The organism is Hymenobacter profundi (assembly GCF_019334315.1).
Classification (GTDB): Bacteria; Bacteroidota; Bacteroidia; order Cytophagales; family Hymenobacteraceae; genus Hymenobacter; species Hymenobacter profundi.
Genome location: NZ_JAHWGL010000112.1, coordinates 1 through 15,925 on the forward strand (window position 1 = coordinate 1; position 15,925 = coordinate 15,925).

The 15,925-nt window shown below is 60.5% G+C and carries 11 protein-coding genes; 10 read left to right on the top strand and 1 reads right to left on the bottom strand.

Annotated features, from left to right (window positions below; genetic code table 11):
- The 10 genes from KYK14_RS18850 to KYK14_RS18895 all read left to right on the top strand — a co-directional run.
- On the top strand, positions 1–1,423 hold a 1,423-nt coding region (locus KYK14_RS18850), incomplete at its 5' end, for a HAMP domain-containing sensor histidine kinase (protein ID WP_219161003.1).
- Between the two features lie 312 nt (positions 1,424–1,735).
- Positions 1,736–3,052 (top strand): TolC family protein, encoded by a 1,317-nt coding sequence (locus tag KYK14_RS18855; protein ID WP_219161005.1) that lies wholly within the window; start codon positions 1,736–1,738, stop codon positions 3,050–3,052.
- Positions 3,053–3,203: 151 nt separating this feature from the next.
- Positions 3,204–4,304, top strand: a complete 1,101-nt coding sequence (locus KYK14_RS18860) for an efflux RND transporter periplasmic adaptor subunit (protein WP_219161007.1) — start codon at positions 3,204–3,206, stop codon at positions 4,302–4,304.
- Positions 4,305–4,478: 174 nt separating this feature from the next.
- Complete coding sequence (locus KYK14_RS18865; RefSeq protein ID WP_219161009.1) at positions 4,479–7,598, top strand: efflux RND transporter permease subunit; 3,120 nt, start codon at positions 4,479–4,481, stop codon at positions 7,596–7,598.
- Between the two features lie 97 nt (positions 7,599–7,695).
- The gene (locus KYK14_RS18870) at positions 7,696–7,953 is read left to right on the top strand and encodes a hypothetical protein (RefSeq protein ID WP_219161011.1); all 258 of its coding nucleotides are present in this window, start codon (positions 7,696–7,698) and stop codon (positions 7,951–7,953) included.
- A 362-nt stretch (positions 7,954–8,315) separates the two neighbouring features.
- Positions 8,316–10,046 (top strand): bifunctional lysophospholipid acyltransferase family protein/GNAT family N-acetyltransferase, encoded by a 1,731-nt coding sequence (locus KYK14_RS18875; protein WP_219161013.1) that lies wholly within the window; start codon positions 8,316–8,318, stop codon positions 10,044–10,046.
- Positions 10,047–10,223: 177 nt separating this feature from the next.
- Positions 10,224–10,415 (top strand): hypothetical protein, encoded by a 192-nt coding sequence (locus KYK14_RS18880; RefSeq protein WP_185283004.1) that lies wholly within the window; start codon positions 10,224–10,226, stop codon positions 10,413–10,415.
- Positions 10,412–11,269, top strand: coding sequence for a UDP-2,3-diacylglucosamine diphosphatase (locus KYK14_RS18885; RefSeq protein WP_219161015.1), 858 nt, complete (start codon positions 10,412–10,414; stop codon positions 11,267–11,269). The genes KYK14_RS18880 and KYK14_RS18885 overlap by 4 nt, the downstream gene beginning before the upstream one ends.
- Before the next feature lie 110 nt (positions 11,270–11,379).
- A complete protein-coding gene (locus KYK14_RS18890; protein ID WP_219161017.1) occupies positions 11,380–12,402 on the top strand; it encodes a glycosyltransferase family protein in 1,023 nt (340 codons plus the stop codon).
- Between the two features lie 190 nt (positions 12,403–12,592).
- Positions 12,593–14,038 (top strand): GH1 family beta-glucosidase, encoded by a 1,446-nt coding sequence (locus KYK14_RS18895; RefSeq protein WP_219161019.1) that lies wholly within the window; start codon positions 12,593–12,595, stop codon positions 14,036–14,038.
- Between the two features lie 235 nt (positions 14,039–14,273).
- Here the strand turns inward: KYK14_RS18895 and KYK14_RS18900 are convergent, their stop codons facing one another.
- Complete coding sequence (locus tag KYK14_RS18900) at positions 14,274–15,869, bottom strand: RagB/SusD family nutrient uptake outer membrane protein (RefSeq protein ID WP_219161021.1); 1,596 nt, start codon at positions 15,867–15,869, stop codon at positions 14,274–14,276.
- Between the last annotated feature and the right edge of the window lie 56 nt (positions 15,870–15,925).

Here is a 15,925-nt window from a genome sequence, read left to right on the forward strand (position 1 = left end):
GCTCAGGATGACAGCCGTATTCTCACTCACCATTTCACAAACTCACAACTTCACCATTTCACCCATGACCATCCGAAACCGACTGGCGCTGCAATTTACCCTGCTGGTAGGGCTGCTGCTGGGAGGCGGTTTGGGCACGGTCTACTACCTTTCCTGGCAGAATACGCACAAGCTCTACGAGCAGCGCCTGCAAGAGCGCGCCTACACGGCGGCCACCCTGTTTCTGGAAGCCGACGAGCAAAGTCCGGTGAGTATAGAGCGGGCGCGCACGCGTTTTCAGCGCAACCTAAATGCAGAAGTCGTTGGTATTTACGACGATAAGAACCAGGCACGCTTTGGCACCGCGCCCAACGCGGCCTTCACCCCGGCCCTGCTGGCGCGCGTACGCCGCACTCACCACGTGAGCCAGCGCCGCCACGAGGAGCAGTTGGTGGGCATTTACTACCCCGATAATCAGGGCAACTTCTGCATTATGGTGGCGGCCGTAGACCGCTCTGGGCAGCAGCGGCTAGCGCACCTGCGCCTGGTGTCAGGTGGGGTGCTGCTGATGGGAATGATCCTGAGCTTCGTGCTGGGCCGGTGGTTTGCGCGCACAGCCCTGGCGCCCATCAGCCAATTGGTCCATCATGCCCAGCGCGTGGGCGCGTCGGATCTGCACCTGAACCTACCCGGCCCACCGCCACCCGACGAGCTGGGCGAGCTGTCGGCTACCCTCGATTTGATGCTGCAACGCCTGAAGCACTCCTTCGAACAGCAGCAGAGCTTCATCAACAACGCCTCGCACGAACTGCGCACCCCGCTCACGGCCATGATTGGCGAGCTGGAAATTACGCTGGCCCGCCCGCGCCCGGCCGGCGTGTACGCCGACGCGCTCCGCTCGGCCCTGGCCGATGCGCATAAGCTGAAGGAAATCATCAGCCGCCTCTTGCAGCTGGCGCAGTTGGGCTCGGGCGAGGCGCGGCTGCCGGAGGGCGGCACCGTTCGGCTCGACGAAGTGCTGTTCGAAGCCTGCGAGGAGGCTACCCTGCTACAGGAAAACAACCGGGTACGCATTACGCTAGGTGACCTGCCTGAAGACGCGACCCTCCTAACCGTGCCCGGCGACCGGCACTTGTTCCGGCTGGCGCTCAGCAACTTGATCGACAACGCCTGCAAGTTCTCGGAAGGCCCCGTATTGTGCTCCCTAGCCTACGCGCCGGGGCGGGTGACCTTTGCCATTACGGATAACGGCATCGGTATTGCGCCGGCCGATTTGCAACACGTGCGACAGACGTTTTTCCGGGCGGCCAATGCCCACGGGTTTCGCGGGTACGGAGTAGGGCTGGCTTTGGCCGCCAATATTTTCAGCCTACATGGCGCCACACTGGAAATAGAATCGGAGTTGCACAAAGGCACCACCATGCGCGTGGTGCTGGCGGTGTAGTTCAGGAAGCTATTTGCGCTAATGGGTAGGTCGTTGATAGAATGTAGAGAAGCATACTTGCGTCTTGTCGTTGAACGATTTCGGCCATCTGGCGCGAGCGACGAGACGCAAGTATGCGTCTCTACACCGTTCAATAGGTAACGCAAACGGCTCTAAGGGTATCGGCTTGGCGCTTGGCTAGAGACGCTGGAGGGTAGGCGCTCCGTGGCTGCCACTCTAATCTGATTCTAATACTCTTCTAATAAGCTTATAATCTCTGCCCCCTATATAGCTGGTAATTTTGCATTGTCCTTTGGATCCCCTCCCAAGATCATGCAAATACACCTGTTTATTAGCGTTTTACTAATCAGCCTGCTTGGTATTTTACCGAGCCGCGCGCAGTCGCCGGCATTGCCAGGGTCGGCAATGGCCTCGGCTGCTACCGATACCCTCGCGCTTACCCTACCCCAGGCCGAAGCCGCTTTTCTGAATACCAACTTTGCCTTGCTGGCCGAGCGATTCAACATTCCGGCGGCCCAGGCCGACGTGGTGCAAGCCCGCCTGTTCGACAACCCGGAAATCTCGCTGGAGCGCAACCTGTTCAACCCCTACAACGGCCGTTTCTTCGAAGGCAACGAGGATCGGTTTCAGGTGGTGGGCGGTATCGAGCAGCTGATTCAGCTGGGTGGCAAGCGTCGCAAAGCTGTTGACTTTGCCCGCACCGGCGTGGCCATTGCCGAGCTGGAGTTTACCGACCTGGTGCGCACGCTGCGCTACGAGCTGCGCGAAAACTTCGTGACGCTGTTCTACCGCCAGCAAACGCAGGCCATGTACGCCCGGCAGATCGACGCCTTGCAGCAGACGCTCAACATCACGCAGCGCCAGTACCAACGCGGCAACGTGGCCCTGAAAGAGGTAGTACGCCTGAAAACGCAGCTATTTGAGCTGGAAAGCGAGCTGAAAGACCTGCGCAACGACATCTCCGAAGACCAGGCTGAGCTGAACCTGCTGCTGGGCAGCCGCCAGCCGCGCTACCTGCGCCCGGCGCTACCCGCCTCGGCTCCTAACAGCCTGCGCCTGAACACGCTCCCGCTCGCCCAGGCCCTGGAAACGGCCCGCGCCAACCGTCCCGATCTGCAAGCTGCTGCCGCCACCGTGCAACAGCAGGAGCAGAACGTGCGCCTGCAAAAAAGCCTGGCCGTGCCCGACCTGAACGTGGGCACGTTCTACGACCACAACGGGGCCGTGGGCAAGCACTACACTGGCCTCACGGTGGGCATGCCCCTACCCCTGTTCAACCGCAACCAAGGCGGCATCAAGCTGGCCCAGGCGCAGCGCCAGGGTAGCGAGCAAGCTCTTAATCAGCAGGAAGCGGCTGTAGTGAACGAGGTGACACAGGCCTACCGCAAAGCCCAGGAAGCTGAGCACATTTCTGACGCCTTCCCGCCCGAGTACTTCACCGATGCCGATGAGCTGCTCGACGGTGTGCTGCGCAGCTACCAGCGCAAAGCCATTGGCCTGCTGGAATTCCTCGACTTCCTGGACTCCTATAAATCAGGCGTCATTCAGCTAAACCAAAGCCGCGCCGAGCGCCTCAACGCCTTCGACAAGCTCAACGAGCAGCTTGGCCAGCAGGTGTTTAACTACTAACTCTACTCCGGTTACCCTACCCCCGGCCCCTCCCCTCCGGGAGAGGAGTGCCAGACGACTGATTTGCCAGAACGCACCCCTCTCCCGGAGGGGAGGGGCCGGGGGTGGGGTCAACCTTTGAACTTCTATGCAACTCCCTTCCTACTTTTCTATGCGCCACTTTACCCTGAGCCTGCTGCTGGCAGCCAGCCTCGCGGCCTGCTCGGAGCACAACCCCGACGCGCCCGCGGCTGCCACTGCGGCATCTGCACCCGTTGTTTCCGATTCGTTGCTGGCGCGCATCACCTTGGATACTGTGCGTCAGCGGCCCGTAATTAACGAGCTGAAGCTCACCGCCAAAATCGCCTACGACGAGTCGCGGGTGAACAAGGTGTTTCCGCTGGTGGGCGGCATTGTGACGAAGGTGAACGTGTCGCTGGGCCAGTACGTGAAGGCCGGGCAGGTGCTGGCCGAACTCGAAAGCACCGACATTGCCAACTTCCGCTCCGAGTCGACCACGGCCACGGTGGAGCTGGCCAAGACCCGGCAGGAACTGGCTTCTACCAAGGAACTATACGAAGACGGTCTGGCCTCGGCGCGGGAGTACCAGCTGGCCCAGCAGGAGGTGCGCCGCGCTCAGGCGGAGGTGCAGAAAAACCGGCAGATTGGCGCTATTTACGGCACCCAGCAAAGCCAGGGCGCCGCGCGTTACCTAGTGAAGGCGCCGGCCTCGGGCTTTGTAGTCGAAAAAACCGTGAACCCACGCACCCAGCTACGCTCCGACAACGACCAGCCGATGTTCGTCATTTCGGACCTGAACACGGTGTGGGCGCTGGCCTCGGTGTACGAAGACGACATTTCCCGCGTGCAGCCCGGCACCCCGGCCGTAGTAAAAACCCTGGCCTACCCCAACGAGCCCGTGGAAGGTAAAATCGACCCGGCTTTTAGTGCCCTCGACCCCGAAAGCCGCGTGCTGACCGTACGCGTGCCGCTGAAAAACCCCGGCAACAAGCTGAAACCGGAGATGTTCGCCACCGTCACGGTGTCGGCGCCCACGGGGACCAGCAAGCTCAGCGTGCCGTCGTCGGCGCTGGTGTTTGAGCGCAGCCGCAGCTACGTGCTCGTGTTCCGCGACCGGAAGCACATCGAAACCCGCAACGTGGAAGCCACCGGCACCGCCGGTAGCTACACCTACCTCAACGGCGGCGTAGAGCCCGGCGAGCGAGTCATTTCGCGCAACGCGCTGCTGCTCTTTCATACGCTGAATCAATAAGCCCTACCCGGTCGCCCTCCACGATGCGCCTCACCCCCGGCCCCCTCTCCGAAAAGGAGAGGGGGAGCCACGGCGGTGTGGGTGTAAGCAAGCGAGCGAAAATCGTTTGGCTCCCCCTCTCCTTTTCGGAAAGGGGGCCGGGGGGTGAGGCGCCCACGCTAGAACATCAATCTCATGCATAAATTCATCCACGGTATTCTGGGGTTTTCGCTCCGGAACCGCTACTTCATTTTCTTCTGCACGGCCCTGGTGGTGGCGGCGGGGCTGTATAGCTACCAGCGCACGCCCATTGATGCCTTCCCGGACGTGACCAACACGCAGGTCACCATCATCACGCAGTGGCCGGGGCGTTCGGCCGAGGAAATCGAGAAGTTTATTACGCTGCCCATTGAGGTGGCCCTGAACCCGGCGCAGAAGAAAACCAATATTCGCTCGACTACCCTCTTCGGGCTGTCGGTGGTGAAGATGGTGTTCGACGACGACGTGGACGACGCCTTTGCCCGCGTGCAGGTCAACAATCTGCTACCCTCCGCCGAGCTGCCCGAGGACATCGACCCCGAGGTGGAGCCGCCCTACGGCCCTACCGGCGAGATTTTCCGCTACACGCTGGAAAGTGAGAAGTACGATGTGCGCGAGCTGAAAACCATTCAGGACTGGGTGATTGACCGCCGCATTAAGGCCGTGCCCGGCGTGGCCGACGTGAACAGCTTTGGCGGCGAGGTGAAGAGCTACGAAATCAGCATCAACCCGCGCCGCTTGGCTGAGTACGATATCACGCCCCTAGACGTATACGAGTCGGTGGCGCGCTCCAACATCAACGTGGGCGGCGACATCATCGAGAAAAACGACGAAGCCTACGTGGTGCGCGGCATTGGCTTGCTGGGCACGATGGAGGACATTCGCACCATCATCATCAAGAACGTGAACGGCACGCCCATTCTGGTGCGCAACGTGGCCGAGGTGCGCGAGTCGGCCCTACCCCGCCTGGGCCAGGTAGGCCTGGATATGAACCCCGACGTGGTGGAAGGCATCGTGGTGATGCGCAAGGGCGAAAATCCTTCGGAAGTCATTAAGCGCCTGAATGATAAGGTGGACGAGCTGAACGACAAAATTCTGCCGGCCGGCGTGAAAATCCGCACGTTCTACAACCGCGAAACGCTCATCGGCTTTGCCGTGGGCACGGTGCAGCACAACCTGGTGGAAGGCATTGTGCTGGTGACGCTGGTGGTGCTGCTGTTTATGGCCGATTGGCGCACCACGGTGGTGGTGTCGGTGGTGATTCCGCTGGCCTTGCTGTTTGCCTTTATCTGCCTGCGGCTGAAGGGCATGAGTGCCAACCTGCTGAGCATGGGCGCCATCGACTTCGGTATTATCGTGGACGGCGCGGTGGTGATGGTGGAGGGCATTTTTGTGGCCCTCGACCACCTGGCGCACAAGGTAGGGATGGAGAAATTCAACCGCCTGGCCAAGCTGCGCCTCATCCGCAAAACCGGCGCCGAGATGGGCAAAACCATCTTCACGGCCAAGCTCATCATCATCACCGCCCTCCTACCCATCTTCTCCTTCGAGAAGGTAGAGGGCAAGATGTTCTCGCCCCTGGCCTGGACGCTCGGCTTTGCCCTGTTGGGTGCCCTCATTACCACGCTCACGCTGGTGCCGGTGCTGGCGAGTATGCTGCTGAATAAGAACGTGCGGGAGAAGAACAACCCGTTCATCAACTTCGTGACGCGCAACAGCCTGCGCATTTTCCGGCGCGTGTACCGCAACAAGGCCGTGAGCCTGGGCTTTGCGGCCGTGTGGCTGGTGGTGGGCATCGGGGCGTTCCGGCTGCTGGGCACCGAGTTCCTACCCCAGCTCGACGAAGGCTCGCTGTACGTGCGCGCCTCGCTACCGATGAGCATTTCGCTGGAAAAATCGGTGGAGCTGACGCAGGAAATGCGCAAAACGCTGGGCTCATTCAGCCAGGTAAAGCAGGTGCTTAGCCAAACCGGCCGCCCCAACGACGGCACCGACCCCACGGGCTTCTACAACGTGGAGTTTCACGTGGATACCAAGCACATTCCAGAATTGAAAAAACCGGCCTACCGCGAAGCCCTCATCGACAGTATGCAGCACAAGTTGCACGCCATTCTGCCCACAGTGGTGTTCAACTTCTCGCAGCCTATTCAGGACAACGTGGAGGAGGCCGTGTCGGGCGTGAAGGGCTCCATTGCCGTAAAGATTTTCGGCGACGACCTACCCTTCCTCGACCAAAAAGCCGACAGCGTGTACGCCATTCTGAAGGGCGTGCGCGGCATTGAGGACCTGGGCGTGGTGCGCAACCTGGGCCAGCCCGAGTTGCACGTGGAGCTGGACGAGCAGCGCATGGCCCGCTACGGTGTGAGCAAGGCCGACGCCAACGCGGTGGTGGAAATGGCCATCGGCGGCAAGGAGGCCTCGCAGCTCTACGAGGGCGAGCGGCGCTTCAGCATTCGGGTGCGCTACCAGCCCGAGTTCCGCAAAACCGAGGAGGAAATCGGCCGCCTGATGGTGCCTACCCTCAACGGCTCGCAAATTCCGCTGCGCGAAATTTCCTCTATCAACCTGCTCACCGGTCCGTCGCTCATCTTCCGCGACGATACCGAGCGGTTCATCGCCATCAAGTTCTCGGTGCGTGGCCGCGATATGGGCTCTACCATTGAGGAGGCGCAACAGAAAGTGAATGCGCAAGTGCCCCTACCCAAGGGCTTTTCCTATGCCTGGGCCGGCGACTTTGAGAACCAGGAGCGCGCCACCCAGCGCTTGGCCGTGGTGGTGCCCATCTCGCTGCTGTTGATTTTCTTCATCCTATTTGTGCTGTTTGGCAATATGAAGGATGCCGGACTGGTGCTCCTGAACGTGCCCTTCGCCATTACGGGCGGCATTGCGGCCCTGCTGCTTACGGATACCAATTTCAGCATCTCGGCCGGTATTGGCTTCATCGCCCTGTTCGGTATCTGTATCCAAGACGGCGTAATTCTGATTACCGTCTTCAAGCAGAATATCCTCAAGAAAATGCCGCTGGATGATGCTATCTACGAAGGCGTTACCTCGCGTATCCGGCCGGTGCTGATGACGGCCATGATGGCGGCCATCGGCTTGTTCCCGGCGGCCATCAGCACTGGCATCGGCTCCCAAACGCAGAAGCCGCTGGCCATTGTGGTGATTGGCGGGTTGGTGACTTCCACCATCCTCACGCTGTTCATTTTCCCGCTGATTTTCGAGCGCACCCACCAGGGCTACCGTCGGCGCCAGGAAAAGCTAGCTGCAGGCTAGCATCTGGCGCTTATTCCCAACGCCGGGTAGTATGCGTAGCTGCGTGTACTACCCGGCACTGTTTTGTAACACCTTCCGCCTCTAACTTTCTAGCACTATGATTCTTGCTCCTTTCGTCTTCCTACCGCCTTCCTTGCAAATGCAGGTTGCCGGCACGCTCCGCGCCGAAGTTGACGCCCACCCCAATGCCCCCGACACCGCCACGGATTGGGTAGCGCTGCTCAAGGCCGTGAACCCGGTGCTGCGCTGGAGCCCCGCCAGCAACAGCCTGGAGCTATCCGACGACAGCTGGCAGCAACTGCTTCACTACGCCGCGCCTTCGGTGCACGCTGTCCCGGCCTCGTCGGCGCAGTAAAAAGTAGCCGGAAAGTTGTTCGCGTTACTCATTGAACGGTGTAGAGACGCATACTTGCGTCTCGTCGCCCGCGCTAGATGGCCGAAATCGTTCAACGACATTGTACAGGTAGTCAACCCAAACAGCCTATAAACAACCAGGAATGTCCCTTTTCAGCATCGTATAGCTCCACTGTAGTGGGAATAGTTGGACGAAAACGGGTATTTAAACTGAAAAATATAACAATTCCGTAAAGACTAGAGAATATCCAAGTAATCCTGAAAAGGGAAGTTTGAGGTAGCTCCAAGTAGCTGATTATCAGCAGAGCGCGACCGGGCATTTTGTCCAATAAAAGGCGGCTTCATTTTTACGGATTTGTGTTGATGGATTTATCTTCTAGCCTACAACTACCCCTACCCACCACCCGCCTTTTACGCTTGCGGCGGGTAGCGTTTCCGCTGCTGCGGCAGCTGGCACAGCTGCGCCAGTTGCAGCGCCTGTATAATGAGGTAGAGAACTGCTCGGGCCTGGAATTTGTAGCGGCGGTGCTCACCCAACTGCGTATTGAGGTGCGCGTAGAAGCCGCCGAGCTACGCCGCGTGCCCACCACGGGTGCCTTTGTGGCTGTGGCCAACCACCCCAGCGGCCTGCTCGATGGGCTGGTGCTGCTGCACGTGCTGGGCAAAGTACGCCCCGAGTTGCGGGCCGTAGCCAACGAGGCCCTGGCGCCCCTGCTGGCCCAACTCCGCGAGCAGCTTGTATTGGTGAAGCCCGACGCCGAGCGGTTTCAGCGCAACGTGCCCAGCGTGCGGAAACTGCTGCGGTTTCTGCAAAATGACGTGCCCCTGCTGCTGTTTCCAGCAGGCGCCGTGGCCCACCGTACCACGCCCTTCGGGGCGGTGGCAGAACCGGAATGGAACCCGACAGCCGAGCGCCTGCTGGTGGCGGCTCATGTGCCCGTACTACCTGTTTGGGTGAGTGGTCAGAACAGCCTGTCGTTTAGCTGGCTGGGGCTATTGCACCCATTGCTGCGCACGTTGCGCCTACCGGCCGAGCTACTCAACAAGCAAGGCACCACGGTGCACGTGCGCCTGGGGCGCCCCCTGCTTCCTACAGAACAGCAGCGTTTTGCGCAGACCGAGCTACTACCCTTTCTGAAGGCGCAGGTGCACGCCTTGGGTTCGGCAATAGCGGCACCTACCGTGCCCCTACCCTGCGCCCCGCCCGTGGTGGCCGAAACCTGCGCCACCCTAATCGCGAACGAACTAGCCGCCCTACGACCTAAGCGCCGCGTGCTGGTGAGCGGCCCGTGGGAAGTGTACGTAGCCAAAAGCCGCGAAATACCCAACGTACTCCGCGAAATTGGCCGGCTGCGCGAGTTGACATTCCGGGGCATTGGCGAAGGCACACAGCAGCCCACCGACCTCGACTCCTACGACACCTACTACCGCCACCTGTTTCTCTACGACCGACGGGCGGGCTGCCTGGTAGGAGCCTACCGCGTGGGGCCGGGCCGCAATATTCTGCGCCAGCACGGCCGGCGCGGGTTCTATTTGCATTCGTTGTTTCGGCTGAAGAAAGGGCTGAAGCCGCTGCTGAGCGAGTCGCTGGAGCTGGGCCGGTCGTTTGTGCGGCCCGAGTACCAGCAGCAGCCCCTACCCTTGCTGCTACTCTGGAAAGGCATTGCCGCCTACCTCGCAGACCACCCCGAGTACCGCTACCTGATTGGCCCCGTGAGCATTAGCAACAATTTATCACCCGTGTCAAAAGCGGTGATGGTGGATTTCATCCGTCGGCATTGCTTCGATGAGGAACTGGCGGCCCACGTGCAGCCGCGCAAGCAGTTCCGCTACCGTCCCCTCACCGGCGATTCCGACACAACGGCTACCCTGCAACAAGGCCTCGACAGCGTGGAGGCCCTCAACCAACTGATCGGGGCGCTGGAACCCAGCGGCTTGGGCGTGCCGGCGCTGCTGCGGCACTACATTCGCCAGAATGCCCGTTTCGTGGGCTTCAACCTCGACCCCGCGTTCAGCAACGTCCTCGACGGCTTCGTAGTCCTCGACGCCTACGACCTCCCCGACCGCACGCACCGTTTGCTGGAACGGGGGTAAAGTTTAGCGGTTAGCTGATGGCTGTTAGCTGATAGCTTTCCGTTGAATAAAAGCTATCAGCTAACAGCCATCAGCTAACCGCTAAATCTATATTATACATGACACAACCGTAACGCCCCCATAACACCTAATTCATAGTAGAACAGGACCTTTGAATTGAATCAACGGACTGACGCTATGCATGCTCCCACCACGATTCCGCTCCTGCGCCGGCTACTGAGTTGGCTGGGCTATGTGCTGTTCCAGCTAGTGCTGGTGGTGCTCTACGGCCTGCACCTCATTCGGGCGTTTCGTTCGCCGTTCCGGGCCAACGAGCTGCCGCCTCGCCAACTGCGCCCCCGTTTCTGGGCCCGACCGGCTATCGGATGAGTAAGGCCACGCCCCGTCGCCGGCTTGATGTCGTCGTTATTTCCGACGTGCACCTGGGCACCTACGGCTGCCACGCCGCCGAGCTGTTGCGCTACCTACGCAGCGTGCGCCCTAAAGTATTGGTGCTCAACGGTGATATTGTCGATATCTGGCAGTTCAGCAAAAACTATTGGCCCCCGGCGCACATGCGCGTGGTGCGCCACCTAGTAGGATTGCTGGCCAAGGGTACACGCATTCACTACCTCACCGGCAACCACGACGAGCTGCTGCGCCGCTTTGCTGGCACTCGCCTTGGAGCGCTTTCCATTGCCAACAAGGTAGTACTCGACCTGCCCCACGGCAAAACCTGGCTGTTTCACGGCGATGTGTTCGACGTGACCATGCGCCACGCCCGCTGGCTGGCCCGACTGGGCGCCCACGGCTACGACACGCTGATTTTGCTGAATCGCTTGGTCAATTTTCTACTGGCGAAGGTAGGCCGGCCGCGGGTTGCGCTGTCGAAAGCGGTGAAAAACCGGGTGAAGGGAGCCGTGAGTTTGATGGGCGACTTTGAGCAGACCGCCGCTACCATCGCCGCCGACGCGGGCTACCGCTACGTGGCTTGTGGGCACATTCATCAGCCTACCATCAAACCAGTGCACACGGAGCGCGGGGAGGTAACCTACCTCAACTCCGGCGACTGGGTAGAGAACCTGACGGCCCTGGAGTACACCGCCGCCACCGGCTGGCAGCTCTACCACTACGCCACCGACCCCGCCATGCAGCTCCCCGCCCTCCCCGACCCCGACGACCTGGATACCGACGATACCCGGCTCACAAACCTGTTGGCTGAATTCAACATACCGCAGGGGTAAGTAGAGACGCATACTTGTGTCTCATCGTCCGCACCGCGTGGCCGTAATCGTTCAACGACGAGACGCAAGTATGCGTCTCTACATCGCATTCTAATAATCAACACACTTTTATGCCCCGCATTCTCTACGCTATCCAAGGCACCGGCAATGGTCATCTGAGCCGGGCCCTGGATATCGTGCCATTGTTGCAGCAGCGCGCCAGTCATCTCGACGTGCTGGTAAGCGGACCTGCTACTGACATTTCCCTACCCTTCCCGGTGCAGTACCGCTGCCACGGCATGGGCTTCATCTTTGGCAAAAAAGGCGGTATCAACTTCGCCAAAACGTTTTGGCAACTGAACTCGGCTGCCTTCGTGCGCGAGTTGCGTGCGCTGCCGCTGGATAAATACGATGTAATTATCAGCGACTTTGAGCCGGTTTCGGCGTGGGCGTGCCGGCTGCACCACCGGCCATGCGTGGCGCTTAGTCACCAGAGCGCCGTACTGCACCCGGCCGCGCCCCGCCCCAAGCGCCCCGATCCGGTGGGTAGGGCGGTGCTGCGGCACTACGCGCCCACTACGGCGCACTATGGTTTTCATTTTGAGGCGTATGCGCCTGGTATTCACACGCCCGTTATACGTCGGCAGGTGCGCGAGCTGGTGCCCGAGCAGCGCGAGCATTACACGGTGTATCTACCTGCTTTTGAGGAAGAATTGCTGGTGACGAGGTTGCGCTACCTAAGCCGCACCGTACGCTGGGAGGTGTTCTCGAAACACAGCGTCCGCGAGGCCGAGTACGGCAACGTGCGCGTGCGCCCCGTGAGCGGCGCGGCCTTCACCCAAAGCCTAGCGCACAGCGCGGGCGTGCTCTGCGGCGCCGGCTTCGAAACGCCCGCTGAGGCCCTGTATCTGGGCAAGAAACTATTGGTGGTGCCCATGAAGAACCAGTACGAGCAAGCCTGCAACGCCGCCGCGCTGGCCAAAATGGGCGTACCCGTCGTTAAAAATCTGAAAGACAAGCACCTCGACGCGCTCGACCATTGGCTGCTCCAGGGCCGCCCCATCCCCGTGCACTACCCCGACGAGACCAGTCGCATTCTGGATACTCTGCTGCAAGAGCACGCGCCCGTGCCGACGCCCACTATCTTTATATAGAGTGGTTTCGGAGACGCTGTGCACGGTGTAGAGACGCATACTTGCGTCTCGTCCTTGCTGATGTTGTTGTAACCGCGCAGGTATGAATAGTTCAACGACGAGACGCAAGTATGCGTCTCTACACTGTGCAACGGTCATCCAGTTTGATGCAAACAGCTTCTGAAGGTATTGCCTTCCTATCGTTTCGTTCATGAGTACCCTACCCGCCGCGTTCTTTCCGCCAACCACTCCACCGCTCTACTCCCACCCCGATTTTGGGCCGGATTTTCAGTGGGGTGTGTCGACGGCCGCCTACCAGATAGAAGGTAGCTGGAATGCCGAAGAAAAGGGCTGGAGCATTTGGGACGCGTTTGTGCGCGGCCGCCGCGCCATCAAAGGCCGCGAAACCGCCGACGTAGCCTGCGACTTCTACCAGCGCTGGCCCAGCGACCTGGACCTCATGCAGCAGTTGGGCATTCCCAACTTTCGCTTCTCAGCGGCTTGGTCGCGGGTGCTGCCCGCAGGAACCGGCCCAGTAAATAACAAAGGGTTAGATTTTTACGACCGCCTGGTGGATGGCTGCCTGGCCCGCGGCATCACGCCCTGGCTCACCGTGTATCACTGGGATTTGCCCCTGGCCTTGCAGCAGCAAGGCGGCTGGACCAACCGCGCCGTGGTGGGCTGGTTGGCCGACTACGCGCAGGTGCTGGCCCGCCGCCTCGGCGACCGGGTGCAGCACTGGATGGTGCTCAACGAGCCCATGGTTTTCACCGGAGCCGGGCATCTGCTGGGCATCCATGCGCCGGGTAGGCGCAGCCTGGGCGCGTTTCTGGCCGCTACCCACCACGCCACGTTGGCCCAGGCCGAAGGCGGTCGGGCACTGCGGGCCGCGTTGCCTGCTTCGGCCCAAATTGGCACTACCTTCTCGTGCTCCTACCTCACACCCTGGCGGGCCGGCCTGCCCCGCGACGAGCGCGCCACGCGCCGCGCCGATGCCATCCTGAACCGCCTGTTTGTGGAGCCTACCCTGGGCCTGGGCTACCCCACCGCCGAGGCCCCGCTGCTCAACCGCATCAACCGCTACATGCATCCCGGCGACGAGGAACGCCTCCCCTTTGCATTTGACTTTTGGGGAGTGCAGAATTACACCCGCGAGGTGGTGCGGCACTCGCCCTACGTGCCGCTGCTGTGGGCCAACCTGGTAGGAGCCGCCCGGCGCGGCGTGCCCTACACGCAAATGGGCTGGGAGGTATTTCCCGAAAGCCTCTACCATATGCTCCGCCAGTTTAGCGCGTATCCGCAGGCCCCGCGTCTACTGGTTACCGAAAACGGAGCAGCCTTCCCCGATGTAGTAACCTCTGATAAGCAAGTACACGACGTAGCCCGCCAAGCCTACCTGCAAGCCTGCATCGGGCAGGTGTTGCGGGCCCGGCGCGACGGCGTGCCCGTTGAGGGTTACTTCGCGTGGTCTTTCACCGACAACTTTGAGTGGGCTGAAGGCTACGAGCCGCGCTTCGGCCTGGTGCACATTGATTACGCCACCCAGCAGCGCATTGTTAAGGACTCGGGCTGGTGGTACCAGCAGCTGCTAGCCGGCGAAGCAGTTGCCACCGTTCCTACCTTTAGCAGCGCCGCAGAGCAGCCGTCTATCTATTGATTGGTCTTTATAACCAAGCTATTCAAGAAGCCTCTAGACGGTCATTCCTAAACCCTTTTAACGCCATCCGCCCTTTGTTCCAGCCGCTTCTAAAACAAAACCCCGACGTTGCAGCGTCGGGGTTTTTCGTTGAAAAAGCACTGGTGTCATTCACCTAGCACCCTGCTTTTTCCGGTGGCAAAATTGCCATTCTTGTATGACGCCTGTGTGAAGCTCAGATTAATCTATGTAGAAGTTAGTACCCTGTATTCTGCTTCAGCTGACCGTTCAGCGTCAGCTCCGTCGTTGGGATGGGGTAGATACGGCGGTAGGTTTCGGCATTGGTTTTCATGCCCTGTCCCCACACCGATTCCCACTTACCGAAGCGGATCAGGTCGTTGCGGCGCCAGCCTTCCCAGGCCATTTCGCGGCTGCGTTCCTCAAACAGCGTGTTCAGGTCTACCGTGGTGAGGGCCGGCACCTGGGCGCGGGTGCGAATCTGGTTTACCAAGTCCTTGGCCGTGGCGCCGTCGGTGTCCTGGCCGCCGCGCAGGATGGCTTCGGCTTTCATCAAGAGCACATCAGCGTAGCGGAACAGCACTAGGTCGTTGCCCTGGTCGCGGGAGGTGGAGGACTTATCGGGGTAGTATTTGATGTTGCGCGTGCCCTGGGCTTTGCCCAGCTCGTCGTTGCCCAAGTCGAACTTGGCCGCATCGCGGAAGGTCAGGCGGTCCGATAGCTCCAGGTGGTAGCTGATGGCGGCGTTGCCGTCGGCGCCGGTGTAGCGCGAGTCGAGGCCCTTCTTGGTAGTGGAAATCAGGATGGGCGTGCGGCCGTCGCTCAGGTACTGCTTGCCGGCCAGCCACTGCTGGTTGCGGGTGTCGGTGGGCTCTTTGTAGAGGGCGTAGAACTCAGGCCAAGTTAGGCTGGCGTTGCTGGGTGTGAAGAGCAGGCCGAACTTGTCCTTCATCTGCTGGTGCAAGGCAAAGCGCGACATCATATTGCCCTGCGCCAAATTGGCATCAAACGGCACGGCAAAGATGATTTCCGCTACCTGCGGCCCATTTTCCACCGCAAACACATCCAGATAGTTCGCGGCCAGGCTGTACTTTTTGCCTTTGATGATGGCGTTGCACGCCGCAATGGCCTCGGTGTAGCGCGGCTGCCCAATGTATACCTCCGCATTGAGGTAGAGCTTGGCCAGCAAGGCCTGGGCCGTGCCCTGGGTAGGGCGGCCGTAGGTCTGGGCCGACACGGTGGCCGACAGGTTGGGTAGGGCCGCCTTCAACTCGCTTTCAATGTACTCGAACACCTGTTGGCGGGTAGCATTGGTAGGCTGCTCGGTGCTGCCAAACTCCGGCACCAGCGGAATATTGCCGTACAGGTCCATCATCAGGTAGTAGTACAGCGCCCGCATCGTGCGCAGCTCGGCCGTAAACTGCGTTTTGAACTCCCCGTCGGCCGTGTTTTGGAACAGGGCTAGGGTCCGGTTGCAGGTGCTGATGCCACTGAAGCCCCATTCCCAGGCGGTGCGCACAAACTGGTTTTGGGGGTCCCAGGTGTGCAGGCTGAGCTGCTGGTAACGGGCACCGTCGTAGTAGTTACCATTGCGGGCCACAATCACGGCTTCGTCGGTGCTGAGTTCCTGGAGGTTCCAGTAGGCCTTCGCCACTTCGTCGCGCATCTGACTGTACACCGGCCCCGAGGCGGCAATAAACTGCTCGGGCGTGGTCAGGAAGTTGGCGGGCGTGTACTCCGATTCGATGGGCGCATTGAGGTCGGTGCAGCCAGCCGAGAACAGCAGGGCCATGAGGGCGCCGGCTAGGGGGAGACGTATGATTTTCGTAGTCATGGGTAGTCGATGGTTGTGTGGACCCCACCCCCGGCCCCTCCCCTCCGGGAGAGGGG

What these genes read in the sequence shown, in the direction of transcription:
- KYK14_RS18900 (WP_219161021.1), bottom strand. Translation starts at nt 15,869, where the DNA reads ATGACTACGAAAATCATACGTCTCCCCCTAGCCGGCGCCCTCATGGCC.
- KYK14_RS18870 (WP_219161011.1), top strand. Translation starts at nt 7,696, where the DNA reads ATGATTCTTGCTCCTTTCGTCTTCCTACCGCCTTCCTTGCAAATGCAG.
- KYK14_RS18885 (WP_219161015.1), top strand. Translation starts at nt 10,412, where the DNA reads ATGAGTAAGGCCACGCCCCGTCGCCGGCTTGATGTCGTCGTTATTTCC.
- KYK14_RS18865 (WP_219161009.1), top strand. Translation starts at nt 4,479, where the DNA reads ATGCATAAATTCATCCACGGTATTCTGGGGTTTTCGCTCCGGAACCGC.
- KYK14_RS18860 (WP_219161007.1), top strand. Translation starts at nt 3,204, where the DNA reads ATGCGCCACTTTACCCTGAGCCTGCTGCTGGCAGCCAGCCTCGCGGCC.
- KYK14_RS18880 (WP_185283004.1), top strand. Translation starts at nt 10,224, where the DNA reads ATGCATGCTCCCACCACGATTCCGCTCCTGCGCCGGCTACTGAGTTGG.
- KYK14_RS18895 (WP_219161019.1), top strand. Translation starts at nt 12,593, where the DNA reads ATGAGTACCCTACCCGCCGCGTTCTTTCCGCCAACCACTCCACCGCTC.
- KYK14_RS18855 (WP_219161005.1), top strand. Translation starts at nt 1,736, where the DNA reads ATGCAAATACACCTGTTTATTAGCGTTTTACTAATCAGCCTGCTTGGT.
- KYK14_RS18875 (WP_219161013.1), top strand. Translation starts at nt 8,316, where the DNA reads ATGGATTTATCTTCTAGCCTACAACTACCCCTACCCACCACCCGCCTT.
- KYK14_RS18890 (WP_219161017.1), top strand. Translation starts at nt 11,380, where the DNA reads ATGCCCCGCATTCTCTACGCTATCCAAGGCACCGGCAATGGTCATCTG.